We start from the raw sequence: 19,377 nt of genomic DNA, 5'->3' as shown, positions 1-19,377 counted from the left end.
CGATCCTGCCCTGCCGTCAGGCCGTGACGGCCTTCTTCGCCTTCTCCGCCGCCGGTTTGCGTTTGCGGGGCGTCTCGGCGGGAGCCGCCTGTGTGGGCTTGCCGGCGCCGCCAGGCGTGCGCTTCCTCGCCGGGACGAAGGAGGGCGCGTTCAGCTCCATTTCCCCGTCCACCAGCCAGAAGTCGCAGTAGCGGCGATGCAGCGCCGCTGCATGGTCGGGGTCGTCGCGGCGGATTTTGTCGACCACGTCTTCGAGGGTCAGGTTGACATAGCGGACCTTACCCTCCTCCGGCTCCCGCAACTGGGCGCGGTAGGTCTCGACGGCGCTCTGGACATGATAGTTCAGCGCCGGGGCAATGGTGACGAAATAACCCTCGTCGTAGAGCCGCTCGTCGAGCATGGACTGTGCTAGCAGGTGTTCGCGCCAGAGCTGCTGCAGCGGGTTGCCGCGGAGGGCCGCCTCGGCGTGATCGAGATAGAGACCGCTGTTTTCCGACAGCTCGTCGTAGCGGGGACGTAGCTTTGCCTCGGGCTCGCGCATCGATTCGGAATATTTGACCTCGAAGGCGACGAAGCCCTTGCGGCCGTCCGAGCGGGTATAACGAATAACCGCGTCAAAGGCCGTGTAGTCGCCCGTGAAACGGGGATTGCCCCTGCCCGGTGAGTGCTCGAACAGCACCTTGCGCGAAAGGCCCCGGAAATCCGGTATGAGTGCGTAGAGGAGAGTGTCGGCACGATCGAGCTTCGTGACGAGCGGCGCGAAGAGGTTGAAGGTGAGTGGCATCGACGACAGCAGGTTCGTCTCCAGCCGTTCTAGGTCGATCATCGCGCCGACCTCGCGATAGGCCACTTCCCTGCGCGCGATATGGGCGATTTCCGGGGAGAGATAATTTCCGCCGTTCTTGCCTGCTCCCTCAGTGATCCGGCTCCCGAGCTTGTGGCGTTTGCCGTCCTCGCCGATGAAGCTCCCGATGGGCAGGTCGCGATCCTCGCGCCAGAGGGCCTGGAGCAAGCGCGCCGCCGCGCGGAACCGGGTGTCGAGGGGTTGATGCGCGCGGTGCTTCTTCAGCACCTCGGCTGGGATCAACGGCAAATGCTCGATCGGGCTTCCGAACTCCGGGGCCATGCTCCACTCTCCTCTGGTAGTGAAGCTGATTCGAGTTCACGCGAGAGAATTTCACAGTGCCGGCAGCCTTGAGTTTGGCAATAAACCGAATGTCCGAGATGCTTGTCGACATCGAGGAGGTTCATTGATTTTGACCCATGCTTCGGAAACGGCGTCGAGCCGTATCCCCCAGACCGGCGATTTTTTCGTCGCGCGCGGAAAGTCCTGGATCGTCGAAAGCGTCGAGCGGACTGGTTCGGTCGAGACAATACGTCTCGCCTCCTGCGAGGATGATTCCCAGGGAGAGACGCTTCAGCTCGCGGTCACGGCCGAGCTTCAAACCGAGGTTCTCGACCTCGACGACTGGGGTGGCGTGTTGGCGGCAGGGTTCGAAGGACCTCAGCGGCTCGGAGCCTACCTACGCACCACCCAATGGCGCACCGCCACGGCCGCGGATCGGAAGCTTTTCCAGGCCCCATTTCGCGCAGGCATTCGGCTCGATTCATACCAGCTTTTGCCACTCGCGAAGGCGCTGGAACTACCCCGCGTAAATCTCCTCATTGCCGACGATGTCGGCCTCGGAAAGACGGTCGAGGCCGGGCTGATTGTCAGAGAGCTGCTCCTGCGGCGGCGTGTCGAAATGATCGTCGTCGCGGCGCCTGCGTCGATGCTGCTGCAATGGCAGGACGAACTCGCACAGAAATTTGGTCTGGATTTCACCATCGTCGATCGTGAGCATTTGCTTCAGACACGTCGGACCCGCGGCTTTTCAGCCAATCCTTGGAGCGTGGGGTCACGCTTCATCGTTTCGCACAGCGTCTTGTCCGACGACACATATATGAGCGGGCTCCGGGACATTTTGTCCGGTTTTCGGCCCGGCTCGATGTTCATCCTGGACGAGGCGCACCACGCTGCGCCTTCGTCGGGCGCAGCCTGGGCGGTTGAAAGTCAGATGACGCGGTCTGTGCGCGAGATCGCCGGGCTTTTCGAGCACCGGCTATTCCTCTCCGCCACGCCGCACAACGGTCATTCCAATTCTTTCGCGACACTGCTTGAAATCCTCGATCCCCAGCGTTTCACGCGCGGCATCGATGTCGACGCAAAGGAACTGGAGCCGGTGATGGTGCGGCGCCTGAAAGAGGACTTGCGACGCCTCGGACATCCCTTGCCGGAACGGCTCGTCGAACCCATCCGCATCAGCGGCCTATCTCCGGACGCCCCGGAGCTTCAGCTCGCGGCCATGCTCGACGATTACCGGCAATCGGCGGCCAACGGCGCGAGAGCGCGGTTCCTCTTCTCCAATCTCCAGCAGCGGCTGTTTTCCTCGATCGCCGCCTTCGACCGTAGCCTACGGACCCATCGCAAGACCTTGAGGCGTAGGCAGGAGGCGCAAGAGGTAGACGAGGCTGAGACCGCCATCGAATTGTCGCAGGACAACGACCTCATCGAGGCGGCGACGGCGCAGGCGAGGAGCGAGCTGAAAGATGTCGACGCGGCGATCGCCTTTGTTGATCGGATGTTGGCCATCAGCGGCCCGGCGCGCGATCTGCCCGACGCCCGGATTGCGGCCATCCTCGACTGGATGCAGACCGAAATGCTCGACGCCGCCTGGGGATGGCGCGACCGGCGTCTAATTCTCTTCACCGAGTGGGACGACACGCGGCGCTGGCTCGTCACGCGGCTCGAAGAGGGGCTTCTCGAACGCAGTCGCGGCAAGGCGGATCTGAAAGGGCGCGTCCTCACATTCACGGGCCAGACCAGTCTGGAAGAACGCGACCGGATCAAGATCGCTTTCAACGCCCCGTTCGATCAGGAAGCGGTCAGAATCCTCGTTTGCACCGATGCGGCGCGCGAAGGTCTGAACCTTCAAGCCCGCTGCCATGATCTCATCCATGTCGATCTGCCGTGGAATCCCTCGCGCCTCGAACAGCGCAACGGCCGCATCGACCGCAAATTGCAACCCTCGAAGACCGTCTCCTGCCGCTATTTTCTCTATGACCAGCGCGAGGAGGATCGCGTGCTCGATGCGCTCGTGCGCAAGACCGAAGTGATCCGGCAACAGCTCGGCGCCGCAGGCGAGGTGTTGCGCAACCGGATGGAGCTGACGCTGGCCCGCGAGGGCATTCGTCGCGACGCAGCCGCCAGCCTCGCGGCGTCTTTCCTTGCGTCCGATTCGGAGCGCGTCAGGCTCGCGGAGCGCGAGATGGGCGACGAACAGGAGCGTCGCATTGCGCGCCTGAAACAGGAGCAGGATCGTCTCCAGCGCGCGCTGGAGCAGGCGCGCCGCCGGGTCGGCGTCGAAGGCGCGGATATTCGCCGCGTCGTCGAAGTCGCGCTGGAGGATGTTGGCGCCGCGTTCGAGCCCGGCGGCGCCAGCGTCGCCGAGGCGGTGCGGCTCGATCCATCCGCCCCGAGTTTTGCGAAGGACGCGAGCTGGACCTCGCTCTTCGACGAACTGCGGAACGGCCGCCCGGGCAATCCGAAGGAACGCGCGAAATGGCGGCGCGAAACGCCCGTCCGCAGCCTCGTTTTCGAGCCGCCGCATATCGCGGAGGGCGAACCGGAGCCGCAGGACGTCGTGCAGCTCCACCTCGAACATCGCCTCGTCAAGCGGCTTATCTCGCGCTTCATCAGCCAGGGGTTTCGAGCGTCAGTCGGCCGCGTGACTGCGATCATCGGCGACAACGCCGCGCCGCGCGTGGTGCTGGTCGGAAGACTGTCGCTATTCGGCCCCGGCGCGCGCCGGTTGCACGAAGAGATGATCGCCGTCACCGCTGCCTGGCGTGATACGGGGCGCGATCAGAACCCGCTCACGCCCTTCGGCGAAGCCGGCGAAACGCGCACGATCGAACATCTCACTGACGCCCTGCGCGACGGCCGCGCGCCAGGCGAGGGCGTTCTGCGCCGCCTCCACGAAACCGTCGAGCGGGACCTCGCCGATCTCCGCCCCCATCTCGAAAGACGCGCGGCCGAGTCGGAGGCCGCCGCCATTCGCGAGCTATCGGAGAATGGCCGGCGCGAAGCCGAGGCGCTGGCCGATCTGCTGCGACGCCAGATCGAGAAAGTGCGAGAGGCGATGCGCAGCAAGGAGCCTCCGCCGCCGCCCGCCCTGGCCGATCTCTTCGGCCCTACGCCGGAGGAGGCGCAAAAGCAGATGGAACGTGAGATGCGCCAGTTCGAGACCGACCGCCGGTCCTGGGACGCCAAACTCGTCCGGCTGCAAAAGGACCTCGAGAGCGAGCCCGAGAAGGTGCGCAAGAGCTATGAGGCGCAGGCGCGTCGACTGGAGCCCGTCGCTTTCATATACCTCTGGCCCGCGACCAATTGAGCAGCACGATGAGTTTTCATCCCCGTCAGGACGAAACGGCCGAATGGCTCGCTTACCTTCAGCCGGAAGGGCTGGTGGTCGGCCCGAATGTTTTGCGCGAGCGCGGGCTCGAACCCATTCGCCAGACGCCGCTCGACACGGAGGAGGCCGCCAAGGCGCTCGGCCTCGACCCGGAGGCGCGGCACGAGGATGATCGGCTTTTCGAGCTTCACGACCCTTGGCGCTTTTTTGAGGACGTGCTGGGTTGGGCGGAAAAGCTCGTTGCCGGCGCCCCAGGCGGCCCGGCGGTTCCTCCCGAACTCGCCGTCACCGTGCCCGAACATGAAACCCTGCTCGCGCCCGACATGGCGATCCTCTGGAAGGGCGACGCGCCGGAGGGCGTCCCCGCGCAGGCGCTGGTCATGCTCTGCCCCGCGCTAGAGGCGGACGGCCGTAACCAGTTCGCCTCGGGCGAGTGGGAGGCGAGCCCGCATCAGCGGCTGGAGCGGCTGTGCCGCGAGACGAATGTCGGCGTCGGCGTCCTCGTGGCGCGCAACACGCTGCGGCTGATCTATGCGCCCAAGGGCGAGACCGCGGGCTGGCTGTCATGGCCGCTCGCGCCGCTCGGCCGCGTCGAAGGCCGACCCATGCTCGCCGGGTTGAAACTCTGCGTCGGCCGCAGCGCCTTCTTCGCCGGTGCGCCGGAGACGCGGCTGCGCGCTCTCCTCGAAGCCTCGCGCGCGGCGCAGAACGAGGTCTCGGAGAAACTCTCCGGCCAGGTGCTCGGCGCGCTGCACGAGCTGCTGCGCGGCCTCCATCGCGCGGCGCCGGACATGATCGAGGACATCGCCGAACGCGACGCGCATCATCTCTATGAGGGCCTGCTCACCTGCCTCATGCGGCTCGTCTTCCTGCTCTATGCCGAGGACCGCGACCTTCTCCCATCCGCAAGCGATCCCGCGCTGAAGCAGCTTTGGGAGCAGGGCTATTCGGTCAAGACGCTCTATGCGCGCCTCCTCACGGACGAGGCGCTCAATCCCGATACGATGGATGAGCGGCGCGGCGGCTGGGGGCAGCTCCTCGCCGTCTTCCGGCTCATCCATTCCGGCTATTCCGGCTGGGTCACGGGGCGCGGCGGCAAGCTGTTCGATCCCGAGGGCTTCCCCTTTCTGGAGGGCCGCGCGAAAGGCAGCGCGCGCGACGATGCGCAAATCCTCCCCGTTTCGGACGGCTGCATCCTGCGCATCCTGCATGGGCTGATGACCATCGAGGGACGCAGCCTCTCGGGCGAGAAGATCAGGGAGCGCCTCTCCTATCGCGGGCTCGACGTCGAATCGATCGGCTCGGTCTATGAGACGGTGATGGGCTTCACCGCCGATCGCGCCAAGGAGCGCATGATTGCGCTGAAGGACGAAAAGAAGCTCCCGACCTTTATCGGCCTCGATGCGCTCCTCGCGCAAAAGCCCGGCGACCGGCAGAAATGGCTCAAAGAGCGTTCTATCAAGCTCAGCGCCAAACAGGCCAAGGCGATGAAGGAGGCGGGCGACGTCCCCGCGCTGATCGAAGCTTTCGGAACCCTCGTCGACGAGCGCGCTTCTCCAAAGGCGACGCCCATCGGCACAGGCGCGCCTTATCTCCAGCCCACCGAGGAGCGTCGCCGCTCCGGCTCGCATTACACGCCGCGCTCGCTCACCGAGCCGATCGTGCGCCATGCGCTGGAGCCGGCCTTTGCGCGCCTTGGCGAGAAAGCCTCGCCCGAGGCGGTGCTGGCGCTCAAAGTCTGTGACCCCGCCTGCGGCTCGGGCGCCTTTCTCGTCGAGGCCTGCCGCCAGCTCGGCGCGCGGCTGGAGCAGGCGTGGAACATGTATGGCGCGGAGAAGCCGACGATCCCGCCGGACGAGGACGAGGCGCTGCATGCGCGCCGTCTCGTCGCGCAGAAATGTCTCTACGGCGTCGACCGTAACCCGATGGCGGTCGATCTCGCGCGCCTGTCGCTATGGCTGGCGACGCTGGCGCGCGATCATGAATTCACTTTTCTCGATCATGTGCTGAAATGTGGCGACAGTCTTGTCGGGCTAACGCGCGGCGAGATCGCGGCGGCGCATTGGGACGCCTCGAAGCCCGGTCTGCCGCTTTTTCGCGAGACGATCAAAAAGGCGGTGGACGGCGCCTTGCAGGGCCGCGAGGCGATCCGCAACGCCGGCGACGATGTGCGCCTCGAGGCGCAGGCCTCGGTTTTCAGGCGCGTGCAGGATTCGAGCGAACCGGCGCGCATCGTCGGCGACGCGGTGATCGCCGCCTTCTTCTCCGCCGAAAAGGCGAAGGGGCGAGAGACCGAGCGGCAGAAGGTGGAGAGTTGGATCGCCGGCTCGCTCATGCCCGATTGGGATCAGCTTCGCGCGAAATCCGCTGCCTTTCGCGCCGAGCAGGGCTGGCGGCCGTTTCATTGGGAGGTCGAATTTCCGGAAGTTTTTGCGCGAGAGAATACGGGCTTCGACGCCATCGTCGGCAATCCGCCATTTCTCGGAGGAACCTGGATATCTGGCGCACTAGGAGCAGAATATCTCAGCTGGCTTAAAGTATCAGTCGGCGAGAACGTAGGTCGATGTGACTTGTGTGCGTTCTTCTTTCGGCGCGCCTTTGCTCTCCTAAATTGCAGCGGCTGCTTGGGTTTGGTAGCGACTAACACAATAAAACAGGGAGACACTAGGCAGGTTGGCCTTTCCGCAATTATGCAGCAAGGAGGACAACTGCGACATGCGACGACGCGTTACGTCTGGCCGGGAGATGCTGCGGTTATCGTCAGCATCATCCATGCATCCAAAACAAAGCTAAACGAGAGCCAGACTCTTAACGGAGTCGAGGTAGAAAATATCAACAGCTTTCTCGTTGAAGGGCCAGAGATTGGCTCCCCGTGCTCGCTAACTTCAAACAAGAGCAAGTCCTTTAAGGGCGTAGATTTGTACTCTATGGGGTTCACGTTTGACGATACGACGGCTGGCAGTGTGGCGTCACCGATTTCGCGCATGCAGGAAATAATCGCCAAAGACCCTGAAGCCGCGTCGCGCATCAAGCCCTATGTTGGTGGAGAAGAAATCAACAGCGACCCTCGCCACAGCCCGCACCGGTTTGCCATTTTTCTGTCTGACCTGAATTACGAGGAGGCGAAGAAATTCGCTTCGCTCTTTCAGATAGTCCAGGAGAACGTTTTGCCGGAACGGCTGAAATTAGGAAATACTCCCGCCGCAAAGAAGCTAAAAACAGAATTCTGGCGCTATAACAGGGATAGGCCAGCCCTGCTTGCCGCTTTGAAAAGCCAGCAAAATGCCTTTGCCTGCTCACAGGTTTCTCCGCACTTGTCTATTGCGCGCATGCCAAGTGATATATTATTTGCAAATTACTGTATTGTATTTTTGGGAGAGGCGTTCTCGATTTACGCCGTCCTCCAATCCCGCGTCCACGAAATCTGGGCGCGTTTCTTCTCGTCCTCGATGAAAGACGATTTGCGTTACGCCCCGTCCGACTGTTTCGAAACCTTCCCCTTCCCGCAGGGCTACGAAACCGACGCCGCGCTGGAAGCGGCGGGGCAGGCCTATCACGATCATCGCGCCGCGCTGATGATCGCGGCCAGTGAGGGGATGACCAAGACCTATAATCGCTTCCACAATGCAATCGAGCGCGGCGAGCCGATCCGCATCCTGCGCGAATTGCACGACGAGATGGACCGCGCCGTGCTGCGCGCCTATGGCTGGGGCGACCTCGCCGAAGAGCTGCGCCCGCAATTCCTCACCGAAGAGACAGAGGACGACCACACCTATCAGGGCCGCTATTTCTGGCCCGCCGACGGGCGCGACCGCGTCGTCGCCCGCCTCCTCGCCCTCAACGCCGAGCGCCACGCGGAGGAAGTCGCGGCGGGAGTTGTGACGGCGAAAGCCTCGCGCCGCGCGAGAGAAGAAGATGAGGAAGGACAAGACGTGCTCGATTTGGAATGAGCAGCGCTCTCATGCAGCGCCGCTCGAAGCCGCTAATAAGCTCGCCGGCTGCGGTGCTGCAAGTCTCCCCGCTTCCGAGAGCTCGCGACCTTGTCAAAAACAAGAAATTAAAAGAAACTCTGTGCCCGAGCGTGCAATGCTGGCTCAAGTTTGCATGAGCGGCACATAGGGATCGCCGGCAAAGGCAATTATTGTCCGCATTTCAGTCCCAAAGGATTGGAGCGAGCGATGCAGAAGTCTTTTTATCTCAAGTCTTTATCGGTCGCCTACATGCTGACGTTGAGCTTTGGAGCCGTTGCGTGTCCGAGCGGACAATACAGCTGGATGGGCATGTGCATGCCGGAGATCGGCGGCGATGTCGGGCGAGGTTTTGAGCAATTAAAAAAGGAGATACCCGCTCAAATGGGGGGTGTGCCTCTGGAACAATGGATCATTGCCTCCCATAATTCCGCCGTCGCCGGCGCATTACCGATCCCCCCGGGCATTCGTCAAGCTCTCACCGGCTACGCAAGCGAAGACTCTATGAACCGCGTGCGGTACAAGATTGGCGATAACGGGTTTCTCAACCTAGCCCGCATGATTGAGCAAGGCGGATACGCGGACGCAGTAACACTTATCGATGTCGTCATTTTCAGAGGGCCCTCGGAAGCTGCGAACCCTGCAATATGGGCGCATGAATTGACCCACGTCGATCAGTACCGGGACTGGGGCGTGCATAGCTTCGCGATTCAATACGCTCGGGATTTCAACTCGGTTGAGGCTCCAGCGTACGCGAAGGGCAATGGTTATGCAGCGTGGGAGCAGCAAAATATAAGGCAACAGGGCGGGCAATGGCCCGCGCCGCCGAACACGATCCAAGCCACCGCGCAATTCTGCGTGGTCGGGCCCGCCGTATTCCAACGATGCGCGCTGCCGATGTTAGTCCCGCGAATGAGTAACTGTACTTGCACGGATCAGATCGGAAGAGTCTTTTACGGCATGGCACAATAGCCGGTGCAACGGAGCGCTGAGCTCGATTTCGCAAGGGGGGAGGAGCTGTGAGCGGGAATTCAGAACATCCTGCCAAGGAGGCCGGTCATCCGGATCTTGTCGACGCGTTCATCATTTTTCTATTGGCAACCGCGATCGATATTTTCTTATTCACGATCGCGACGCAGTTTGTCGCTCGGCCGGTATTCAGCTCATTGCCTCAGTTCATGACCAGCACCTATACGTCAATCTGGACGAGCCTAGTTACGGGCGGAGCCGGGATCGGCTTGGTCATTGTAAAATCGCTCGGTGCCAAAAAGCGTGTGCATCCTGACTATTTGCGCGCGATCGGGTTTACCGCCAGCGGATTGCTAGTCGGGATCTTTTTGATTGTAGGAATTTCGCTTTTTTTGAACCGGGTAGAGCTTCAGCGTCCACCGGCCGGAGCAACTCTAGTCGATTTTGAGAGCACTCTCAATTCTCGTCGCACATTTGAATTCGTGCCGATTCCCGGCACGAACTTGGATTATAAGATTCAGGGCACATACTATGTGGCGGATAAGAAGCTAAAAGGCGAGGTAACTTCAGCAAAGCTTTCGACCGACACAAACTACGCGTCACCGCTACCGCAGACGTTGAGTAAGCTTTTTGTATCGGTCTGCTACCTTCATTTTAGTGACGGCCGCGATGAAATGCAGATAAGGCCATGGCCATCAAAATCGGCAAACTCGCGTGACATTCATGTCGAGCTAAAGAAAAATATCAGCGCTACTTTTGCATCCTTCCCCTTCGAAATCGATTTGCCAGAAGGCGCAGAGGCCGGGAGGACATGGCTTTGTGGTGGGGCAACTTTCTCAGGAGGCTACATACCGTTTCACTGAATGTTAGCGGCGCGCTGTGCCAAAATGCGTAAAGGTCGCGATCGGCCAGACGTGACAGCGTGACAAACCAACTCAGTGTGGTTTCTGGCGCAATTGCGCCTGAATGGCGAAGTGATAAATTTGCGGCGCGGAATCATTGAGATGAATGACATTGTGATGATGCCGGGTTCCCCCGGAGCGACCGACCGTCTAACCGGTCTCCCCAAGCCATCCTCCCCCGTCGAAGCCCGCGCGCGCCTCGTCGAGCTGCTGCGCCGCGACCTCGTCGGCCCGCATCCCGATCTCGACCCCGATCTCGCGCGCGAGATTCTCGCGGGCGTCTCCCCCTCGACCTGGTATCTGACCGGCTATCTTGCGCCCAGGCGCGGCGGCGCGGCGAAACAAGCCGCCTCCGAAGAAGAACAGGCCGAGGCGCAACTCGACGTTCTGCGCGGCAGCGAGGGCATGGAGCAAGGCGTCCCCGGCCGCGCCGGTGCGGATGACGACGCCAATTCCGAGCGCCCGCCGCCGCGCTCCTTCGCGCCGTCCTCGCTCGGTCTCACCGTGCTGCTGCCGCGGGGCGCCACGGAGATTTCGGCGCGGGTGACATGGGGCGACTATGTCACCGAGCCCAGGATCGAGGACGCGCTCATTCTTCCCGACGCACGGGCGGCCGCCGAGGCGGAAGGCGAGAAGCCGAAATACCCCGGCGCCGGAGAGATCGACTGGCGCCGCATCCCGCGCGAAGCGCGCCTGACGCTGCCGATCCGCGCCGGCGACGAGCCGAGCCGCCATATCGTGCCGGACAGCGCAGCGCCCATGGCCCCGGGAGGCGGTCTCGAACTGCGCGTCTCGGTGCGCGAGACGACGACGGCCGGCATAGACGGCGCGCGGCGCGACCTGCTGGCGGTCTCGGTCTTCCTCGTCAACGCTCGCGCCGAAACGCTTCGGCGCTTCGGCGATGTGGCGCTATGCTTTCAGGCGCGGCTGCAACTTGATTTTCCCCGCGGTTTCGAGCCGCGCGATGACCGCGCCTCCTACGAGTCGCGTGAGTTCGACGAGCGCCTCGCCGATCTGCATTATCGCGACGTCTTTTCCTACGCCGTCGGCCACAACACCTCCGGCGACTGGGCGCCGGGCGCAGAGGGGCGCGTCACGACGGTCTTCACCAATCCGCTGCCGATGCAGGAGGTGGAGAAGCTCGGCGCTGACATCCCCGTCGCCGGCGTCGAGCGGCGCATGGAAGAACTGGCGAAAGAGGCCGAAATCCCCCCGGCGCTGGATGCGGCGCTCGCCGCCTTGCCTGCCGAATATGCGCTGTGGGCGAAGAGGCAGGCCGGCCTCGTCCCCGGCATCCCCGGCGCGCGCCGCCGCGAGACGGCGCAAATCTGCCTCGATAATATCGAGATCGCACGCAAGCGGATCGAGGGCGGCGTCGCGCTGCTGAAGACCGATCCCGTCAGCCGCGAGGCGTTCGGCGTCATGAACCGCGTCATGGCGCGCGCCAACCGGCAGCGGGGTTCCACCCTCGACGGCAAGCCGCCGGCAGAGCAGAAAGAGCCGAGCTGGCGCCTTTTCCAGCTTGCCTTCATCCTGCTCAATCTCGATGGGCTGGCGGACCCGACCCATGACGACCGCAAGATCGTCGATCTGCTGTTCTTCCCCACGGGCGGCGGCAAGACAGAGGCCTATCTGGGTCTCGCCGCCTTCGCTATCGCCCGCCGCCGCCTCGCCAATCCGGGGCTGGAGGGGGCGGGACTGTCGGTGGTCATGCGCTACACGCTGCGCCTGTTGACGCTCGACCAGCTCCAGCGCGCCGCCGGCCTCATCTGCGCGCTCGAACTTGAGCGCAAGGAGCGCAAGCGCCTCGGCGCCTGGCCGATCGAGATTGGGCTGTGGGTCGGCGGCGCCGCGACGCCGAACAATCTGGGCGCCGCGAAGAACCGCGGCCCTAACACGGCGGTTCATTGGCTGTCCGAACATCGCGCTGGCCGCGGCCCCGCGCCGGCGCCGCTGAAGTCCTGTCCCTGGTGCGGGACGGATTTCGGCAAGGACAGTTTCCGCCTCCAGCCGACAGCCGCCGCGCCGCAGCGGCTCGACCTGCGTTGCGAGAATATCGACTGCGCTTTCTCCGACGCGGATCGACTGCCGATCGTCGTCGTGGACGAGGAAATTTATCGCCGCCTCCCGGCTTTCGTCATCGCCACCGTCGACAAATTTGCGAATGTGCCATGGGAAGGCCGCGCCGGCGCCTTCTTCGGCCATGTCGAACGCTGCGACAATGTCGGTTTTTATGGGGCCGCGGAGCCCGGCGGCCGGCCCATCGGCCGGGAATTGCGGCCTATCGACCTCATCATCCAGGATGAGTTGCATCTCATCTCCGGCCCGCTCGGGACCATCGCAGGCCTTTACGAAACGGCATTCGATCTCCTCGCCTCGCGGATGATCAACGGCGAGAAGCGCGGACCGAAAATCGTCGCCTCGACGGCGACGGTGCGGCGCGCCGAAAATCAGATCCGCAGTCTTTTCGCTCGCGACCGGACCGCGATCTTTCCGCCGCCGGGGGTGAGCCGTGACGATTCCTTCTTCGCCAAGGCGGATCGCGAGACCCCGTCGCGGCTTTACCTCGGCGTCGCCTCGCCCGGCCGAGGCCCGAAACTCGTCTTCCTGCGCAGCTTGCAGACGCTTCTCGCCGGCGCGGCGGCGCTGTCGTCGGGCGGAGATAAGGACCCGGCCGACCCGTATCTGACAGCGCTTTGCTATTTCAATGCGCTGCGCGAGCTGGGCGGCGCCCGCCGTATCGTCGACGACGAGGTGCGCGCGCATCTTTCAGCCTACGGCCGCAGCCGCATCCGGCGTGAACCTGCCGGCGCGCCCTTCGCGGACCACAATCTGCGAGAGATACAAGAGCTCACCTCACGCTACAGCACCGACCAAGTCTCCGAAGCGCGCAAGCGTCTAGGCTATCCGGCCCGCGAGAAGAACGCCGTCGACGTGGCGCTCGCCACCAACATGATCTCCGTCGGCCTCGATATCGGTCGGCTCGGTCTGATGGTTGTTCAGGGTCAGCCGAAGACCGCGGCCGAATATATTCAGGCCACGTCCCGAGTCGGCCGTGAGTCGGCGAAACCTGGCCTCGTGATCGCGCTGCTGAACATTCATAAGCCACGCGACCGGACGCATTATGAACAGTTCCGTGCTTTCCACCTGAGTTTCTACAGGGCTGTCGAGGCGACAAGCGTCACGCCTTTTGCGCCTCGCGCGCTCGACCGCGCTCTGGCCGCCACCCTCGTCGCCGCGGCGCGGCATATTGAGCCGGATCTGACCCCGAACGCTGCCGCCGCGCGCATCGCCGCCAACGCAGGGGCCTTCAAGAGGGTGAAGGACGCCCTCGAAGAGAAGATGCAGATCGCCGGGCTCGATCGAGCGGCCATGCAGGCGTGCCTCGCGCGCCTCGACGAGCTTCGCGACGCTTGGGCGCGGATCGCGGACAAGCAGACCAGAAATGGCGATGATTTCGGCTATGCCAAAGAAGAGCCTGTCAGACGGCTGCTACAGGTCCCCTTTGAGCAGCAGGCAAATATGGACGCCGAGCGGGCGTGGTTCGTCGCCGCGCGATCAATGCGCGACACAGAGCCGACGGCCTTGTTGAAGCTGAAATCACCCGACGGAAGCGCCTTTTAGATTTGCGGACCCAGATGCCCGACATCACTCAGACTTTCAGCCAGCTTCTGCTCACCTACGGCCCCGGCGCCATGCTTGACTTGCCCGATCACGCCGTCGTCGTCTCGGGGCTACAGGATTGGCGTTACGACGCCAATTGGCGGCCGATCGAGGAGGAGCGGCTCGTGGCGCTGCTCCGAGCCCAACTTGGAGGGAAGCTTAGCGCGGACTTTCAGGGATTGCGCCCGCCGCCGATGTTAGACGAGGAACGCCGGGACAAGAACGCGCCCGGCGTCGACGTGCGGCTATTCCCGACCTGGTTCGTCGTTGACGAGGCTTCGGGCGGGGCTGAGGACGGCGGCGGCTCGTCCTCCGAGAAGCGTCGACGCATTGTCGAGTTTTCCGATCTCTCCATCGGCTCCACCGGCAAGCTGACTTACAAGGGCGACGCGAAAAAGACCGAGGTCAATCCGATCCGTTTCGTCGGCACCTGCGCCAAGGGTCATCTGCAAGACATCGACTGGCGTTGGTTGGCCCACCGGAACGGCGAACGCAACTGTCGGAAGCCGTTGTTCTGGGTTGAACGGGGCGTGAGTTCAGATCCTTCAGACATCTCCGTGCGCTGTTCCTGCGGCGCTTCGGTGACGCTCGCCGATTTGTACAAGCCGAAATTTCTGGGCCGTTGCGAGTGCCTGAGTCCGTGGTTGACGCCGCGCCGGATGCCTGGGGAGACGTGTACGGAAGACCTTCACTTGTTGCCCCGGTCGGCGACAAACACCTATTTCGCTCAGACCGTGACGTTGATCTCTCTGACGAAATCCAATGATCGTCTTAGACAGACGATCGCTGAAAACAAGTCGGTCATCGATGGCATCCGAGCGCTACCCAACTTCCTGCAAGTCCTGCGCTCGATCCCACAAACGAAAGAAGCCTTCAAGGAGTTCTCAGACGCGGAAATTGCAAGCGCCCTGGAAGGAGACCTAGCATCCGGGGTGCAGGCGCCCCTCAACCCGAAAATACCTGAGTTTGATCTGTTGGCATGCGGCGCGCCCGTCATAGGCAGTCCAGCGGCAGGGTCTTTCCTCTACGCCGAAACCTTGCCACGTGACGCGCTCGCTCTTGACGCGCCTTGGGACGCATTTCTTCAGAATGTTGTGAAGGTGCATCGGCTCCGCGAGGTCATCTGCCTTTACGGTTTCACGCGTCTTGAACCGCCGCCGACGTTCGCGGAAAGCGAAATGGACGAAATCCAGCTCGCAGTCGACGGCGCCGACCTCGACAGAGACGTCAAATGGCTTCCGGCGCTGGAGCAGTTTGGCGAGGGCGTCTTCCTTCACATCGCAGCGACGTTCATCAAGGATTGGCTCGAGAAGTCTGAAACTCTGGAAATCGCGGACAAACTACGAGACCGCGAGCGTCGCGACGCGCAGCGATTTGGTCGTCCACCAAGGCATCTCGGCGCAGCCTACTGGGCGCTGCACTCGTTATCTCATGCGTTCATGGCCGAGTTGGCGCTCGAGTGCGGGTACCCCCTTTCGTCGCTCAAGGAACGGATTTATTCGAGCGGACCAGCGCAACCCGACCGGTTCGGGATCCTGATCTACACGTCGACGGCCGGTGGTCAGGGAACCTTGGGCGGACTGAGTCAAATGGCGCATCGAGCGGGCGACATCCTAGCACGAGCTGCCGGTCGGCTGTCGCTATGCTCCAATGACCCGGTCTGTGCAGAGCAATCGGGTGAGAACAACGACAATCCGCTCCAGGGCGCTGCCTGCCACGCTTGCCTATTGGTTCCGGAAACAGCGTGCGAAGCGAGAAACACACGGTTGGACCGCAGCCTGTTAGTGCCCACGCTTGCGCGGGGCATTCGGCCCTTGTTGGCTCCTTAGATGAGTCTAGGGGCTGTGCCCACAAATGCGCTGCCCTCCTCATCTAGGTAAAAACAAAGCGTTGAGCCTAAAAGGCGTCCAGCCTAATGGTGGACCAGATGTCATTTGCCAATGCCTTGACTAGGGCGGTCCGCTCCGCCTGTTCTGCCTTACCGAACGTTCCATAGGGTTTAAATGGGAGGCCGCTGCGCGCGCGGAACTCCTTGAACTGCGGTTGGTGCTCGTAGGCCGCCCCAGACAGACTGGCGGCGTAGAGGTTCTGGCGGGCATAGACCACGACCTTGTCCACGTAATCCTTGTCCTGCAAGCTGCGGTTTACATCTGCTGGCAGCAACAGCAGCGCGGCGACGTTGTCGCGTGCTGTGTGAAATTCCTCCCGCGTCGGAAAAACACTCTTGTATCGGTCATAATCGTCAGCCCAGATGTGCTCGATGTCGCAGGGGTTAGCTCGCTCCCGGTCCACGTATTGATCGAAGAGGTCGGGTCTGCCGGATTGCGCCTCGATGTGAGCCGTGAGGCGCGCGAGCATGTGGTAAATGTAGCGGCGGCTGAACTGATTGAGGCCAAGGCCGTCGATACCCCGACGCCCCCGGCTCGGGGCGCCAACAAAGGAGACGTCGTCGGCCTCTAGCTTCGATTTTAGGATTGCCACCAGACCTTCCAGCGGCTTACGCCGGATATCGCGGCACAGCAGGAACATAGCATAGGCTGTCGAAGAGTAGCCGACCCGGATGTAATTGGCGGCACGGCGCATCAGCCAAATGTCGAGATAGGTCGCGGTCGCTGCGAGCTTACGGCGCACTGTATCATCGTTGTCGGCGGGGTCGAGCGGCGCCAACAGCACGGTATTCTGCCAAGTAAATTCATTATGCGCATTGTAAAAGACAGCTTCAAGTCCAGGCGTATATGACCTGCTCGCGTCGAGGATCTTCTTGTATGCTTTGGCGAAGAACGGAAACTCCACCGACATCAGCCGGATATTTTCGCGTTCTTTGCCTACGCCGAGACGATCCGTGTTGTCCCGAGTCCAACGATGAAAAGCGCTGCCTATCAACTCCCAATCCCGATCTGAGGCGCCGGCCTTACGCTCACGAGTTGAGTCCGCATATTGTGCTCGCAGCCAAGCCTTAATGCACGCAGAATCCCGCTCGGCATCCTGTTCTCCACCCCAGGATGCGAGCTCGTGCACCTCGCGCTTCCAGACTTGATTGATGGATTTGCGCGTCGCTGCGTCTCCGATCGGGGCCAAAAGGAATGCCTTGAGCATGTCGACCGGGCTGAGCGGCTTGCCGCGGTCATTCATGGTCTCGAAGATGGCGTAGGCGTAGGTATCATTATCGGTGGCGATCTCGATCAGACCGACATTGCCCATGAGCCAGTAGATGAAGTGTGTGAACGCCGCCTCCAGTTCTCCTTGGAGATCGCGTTCGAGAATGTCGCAATAGCGGGCATGCATCGTCTGTATCGACTCATCATGTCCGTCCGTGTTGAATAGCTGATCCTCGAACAGCGCGCGAATGACCGGCTCGCGTTCGGGGATGTCGAGGTTGAATTTTGGCTGCCCATAGCTGTCGCTGAAGATCAGCGGCTCGATCTGCGACCGCACTGGCAACTTCAAGTCGATCGACCGGCGGTACAGGTAGATTAGCAACAGGGTGAGTGAAGTGATGCGCTGCTGCCCGTCGACGAGATAGCTCTTTCCTCCCCGTTTGCTCACGATGATCGAGCCAAGGAAATAGCCCTCGTATTCCGCCACCCTTGGTGTCTCGTCGCCTGGCCGATAACAGCTCCAGAACTTGGCGCAAAGATCGTCTAGAAGCTCGTCGACGTGCCGCTTCTCCCATTTATATTCGCGCTGGTATTCGTCAATCGAGAACGAGGCGTTTTTCAGCAGTTGCTGGACGCTGCGGTAGTGAGGATCGATGATGCTCATTGGTCTTTGTGTGGATTCGCGGGTTGGCGTTCGACTCTCGCACGGACTGTGCTGACGTCAAGGTCGCGGGCTCCCAGGCAGGGTGCGGTTCGATCGAAACGCCTTCGGCAGCGAAGCGTCAAGCGAGGGCCGAGACTCGCATGTCTCGCCCTGTGTCAACAAAAGATGCCTAGGCGATTTACGGCAGGCTTTGAGGGGTCTGACCCTGTCCGACCTTTTCGAGCTCCTTCTTGACGCCGAGCGCGTCGGAAGGCGCCCGCGCCCAGAATTCACGAAGGGCGTGGCGATTGCGTTCGCGCCAGGTCGTGACGGCTTGGCGATCGGCGCGGCGCTGTTGGACGAAATCGATGATCCGGTCGGCGAGCTGCCCGATGGGGACGGCTTCGAGCGGGGAGTCGTCGAGCCAGTCGATGATGATGCCGTCCTTGCCGCCGATCCGATCGAGCCGTCCGAGCGTCGCGCCTTCAGCGGCCGCCTGGGCGGGGGTGAGTTCGAGAGAGGCCTTGGCGATTTCTTCCGTGACGAAGGCGTTGGCGAGGTCTTCCGGCCAGCCTTTGCGTAGGGCCTGGGACTCGGCGCATTTCGCGAGCATCAGGAAGGGCATGTCGGCCCATTTGCCGGTGCGGTCGAGCGTCTTGCGGTCGGTCGGGGCGTTGTCGACCCAGACGGTCTTGAGCGGCGCGAATTCCTCCCAGCGGGCGTGGCCGGTAATGGGGTGCCACTGGCCGTGGAGGAACTGCCAGACGCGAACGGCGCAGCTGACGAGGCCCGCGGGATTGGTGTCGGATTTGAGGGCGTCGTCGGCGTTGAAGATGGGCTCATTTTCGTCGGGGCGGTAACTGCCCGTGCGCGCGGCGATGGCGCGGAACCCCTCGATGGAGGTCACGAGGGAGAGGCGGCGCTTCTTGGGGTCGTGCTTGTTTGACCTGCCCCTGAGAAATTCCCCCAGAAGCGATTAGAGTCCGGGCTATTGCAGGACGGACGAGATGAAGAAGAAACGGTTCACGGAAGAGCAGATTATCGGGATTTTGCGGGAACAGGAGGCCGGCGCGAAAGCGGCTGATCTGGCGCGAAAATACGCGGTTTCGGAAACGACCCTCTACAATTGGAAGGCCAAGTTCGGGGGCATGGACGTCTCCGAGGCGAAGCGGCTGAAGGGGCTCGAGGAAGAGAACGCGCGCTTGAAGAAGCTCTTGGCGGATCAGATGCTTGAGTCGGCGGCGCTTCGGGAGCTTCTGTCAAAAAAATGGTAGGGCCCGCCGCCAAGCGCGAAGCCGTCGCGCACCTTCGGGCCGTCATGAGCCTGTCGGAGCGTCGGGCCTGTAACATCGTCGCCGTCGACCGTAAGACGGTCCGCTATGTTTCGAAGCGGCCGGCCGACACGGCGTTGCGCGCCAGACTGCGGGACCTCGCCAATGAGCGCCGGCGCTTCGGCTATCGGCGGCTGTTCGTTCTGCTGCGGCAGGAGGGTGAGCGGGCCGGCAAGAACCGCATCTACCGCCTCGATCAGATGTATCAAACTGATGATTTTCCCTAGTCTTCGTCTCCAAGCTTAATGGTTGCGGGAATATGTCGCGGGGTGGATACTTGTTAATGAAAGAGCGCATAACTCGTTAGTCAGTATTGCGTGAGTGATAATCACCCATGACAACGAGGAGG

At 62.3% G+C, this 19,377-nt stretch carries 9 protein-coding genes and 1 pseudogene; 7 read left to right on the top strand and 3 right to left on the bottom strand.

The features are described from left to right. Positions 1 to 16 precede the first annotated feature (16 nt). Positions 17 to 1,126 carry a PGN_0703 family putative restriction endonuclease gene (locus ACNHKD_RS04380; RefSeq protein WP_442755897.1) on the bottom strand — a complete coding sequence of 370 codons (1,110 nt, stop codon included), beginning with the start codon at positions 1,124 to 1,126 and terminating at the stop codon, positions 17 to 19. Between the two features lie 130 nt (positions 1,127 to 1,256). Between ACNHKD_RS04380 and drmD the strand changes: the two genes are divergently transcribed. The 6 genes from drmD (at position 1,257) to drmB (ending at position 15,785) form a co-directional block, all read left to right on the top strand. After that, on the top strand, positions 1,257 to 4,433 hold the full coding sequence (gene drmD / locus ACNHKD_RS04375; RefSeq protein ID WP_442755896.1) for a DISARM system SNF2-like helicase DrmD: 3,177 nt from the start codon (positions 1,257 to 1,259) through the stop codon (positions 4,431 to 4,433). A gap of 8 nt (positions 4,434 to 4,441) precedes the next feature. Then, positions 4,442 to 8,404, top strand: coding sequence for a DNA methyltransferase (locus ACNHKD_RS04370; RefSeq protein ID WP_442755895.1), 3,963 nt, complete (start codon positions 4,442 to 4,444; stop codon positions 8,402 to 8,404). Positions 8,405 to 8,632: 228 nt separating this feature from the next. Next, the gene (locus ACNHKD_RS04365) at positions 8,633 to 9,394 is read left to right on the top strand and encodes an eCIS core domain-containing protein (RefSeq protein WP_442755894.1); all 762 of its coding nucleotides are present in this window, start codon (positions 8,633 to 8,635) and stop codon (positions 9,392 to 9,394) included. 47 nt (positions 9,395 to 9,441) lie between these two features. Then, a complete protein-coding gene (locus ACNHKD_RS04360; RefSeq protein ID WP_442755893.1) occupies positions 9,442 to 10,254 on the top strand; it encodes a hypothetical protein in 813 nt (270 codons plus the stop codon). Positions 10,255 to 10,395: 141 nt separating this feature from the next. Beyond that, positions 10,396 to 13,917 carry a DISARM system helicase DrmA gene (gene drmA, locus ACNHKD_RS04355; protein ID WP_442755892.1) on the top strand — a complete coding sequence of 1,174 codons (3,522 nt, stop codon included), beginning with the start codon at positions 10,396 to 10,398 and terminating at the stop codon, positions 13,915 to 13,917. Between the two features lie 14 nt (positions 13,918 to 13,931). Then, complete coding sequence (gene drmB / locus ACNHKD_RS04350) at positions 13,932 to 15,785, top strand: DrmB family protein (protein WP_442755891.1); 1,854 nt, start codon at positions 13,932 to 13,934, stop codon at positions 15,783 to 15,785. A 67-nt stretch (positions 15,786 to 15,852) separates the two neighbouring features. Here the strand turns inward: drmB and ACNHKD_RS04345 are convergent, their stop codons facing one another. Together ACNHKD_RS04345 and ACNHKD_RS04340 are read right to left on the bottom strand one after the other, a co-directional pair. After that, entirely contained in the window at positions 15,853 to 17,718 is a 1,866-nt protein-coding gene (locus ACNHKD_RS04345) for a DUF262 domain-containing protein (protein WP_442755890.1), read from the bottom strand. A 178-nt stretch (positions 17,719 to 17,896) separates the two neighbouring features. Further along, on the bottom strand, positions 17,897 to 18,604 hold the full coding sequence (locus ACNHKD_RS04340) for a recombinase RecT (protein ID WP_442755889.1): 708 nt from the start codon (positions 18,602 to 18,604) through the stop codon (positions 17,897 to 17,899). A gap of 100 nt (positions 18,605 to 18,704) precedes the next feature. Between ACNHKD_RS04340 and ACNHKD_RS04335 the strand changes: the two are divergent. After that, positions 18,705 to 19,222, top strand: a pseudogene (locus ACNHKD_RS04335) (transposase); the annotation flags it as partial. Positions 19,223 to 19,377 lie beyond the last annotated feature (155 nt).

The sequence above is a fragment of the Methylocystis sp. JAN1 genome (assembly GCF_052186135.1).
Lineage (GTDB): Bacteria > Pseudomonadota > Alphaproteobacteria > Rhizobiales > Beijerinckiaceae > Methylocystis.
Note: the sequence above shows the minus strand (reverse complement) of the source record. Positions and strands in the feature narration are given on the sequence as shown.

Coding starts and splice junctions, on each gene's coding strand:
- drmB (WP_442755891.1), top strand. CDS start 13,932: ATGCCCGACATCACTCAGACTTTCAGCCAGCTTCTGCTCACCTACGGC.
- ACNHKD_RS04370 (WP_442755895.1), top strand. CDS start 4,442: ATGAGTTTTCATCCCCGTCAGGACGAAACGGCCGAATGGCTCGCTTAC.
- ACNHKD_RS04365 (WP_442755894.1), top strand. CDS start 8,633: ATGCAGAAGTCTTTTTATCTCAAGTCTTTATCGGTCGCCTACATGCTG.
- drmA (WP_442755892.1), top strand. CDS start 10,396: ATGAATGACATTGTGATGATGCCGGGTTCCCCCGGAGCGACCGACCGT.
- ACNHKD_RS04380 (WP_442755897.1), bottom strand. CDS start 1,126: ATGGCCCCGGAGTTCGGAAGCCCGATCGAGCATTTGCCGTTGATCCCA.
- ACNHKD_RS04345 (WP_442755890.1), bottom strand. CDS start 17,718: ATGAGCATCATCGATCCTCACTACCGCAGCGTCCAGCAACTGCTGAAA.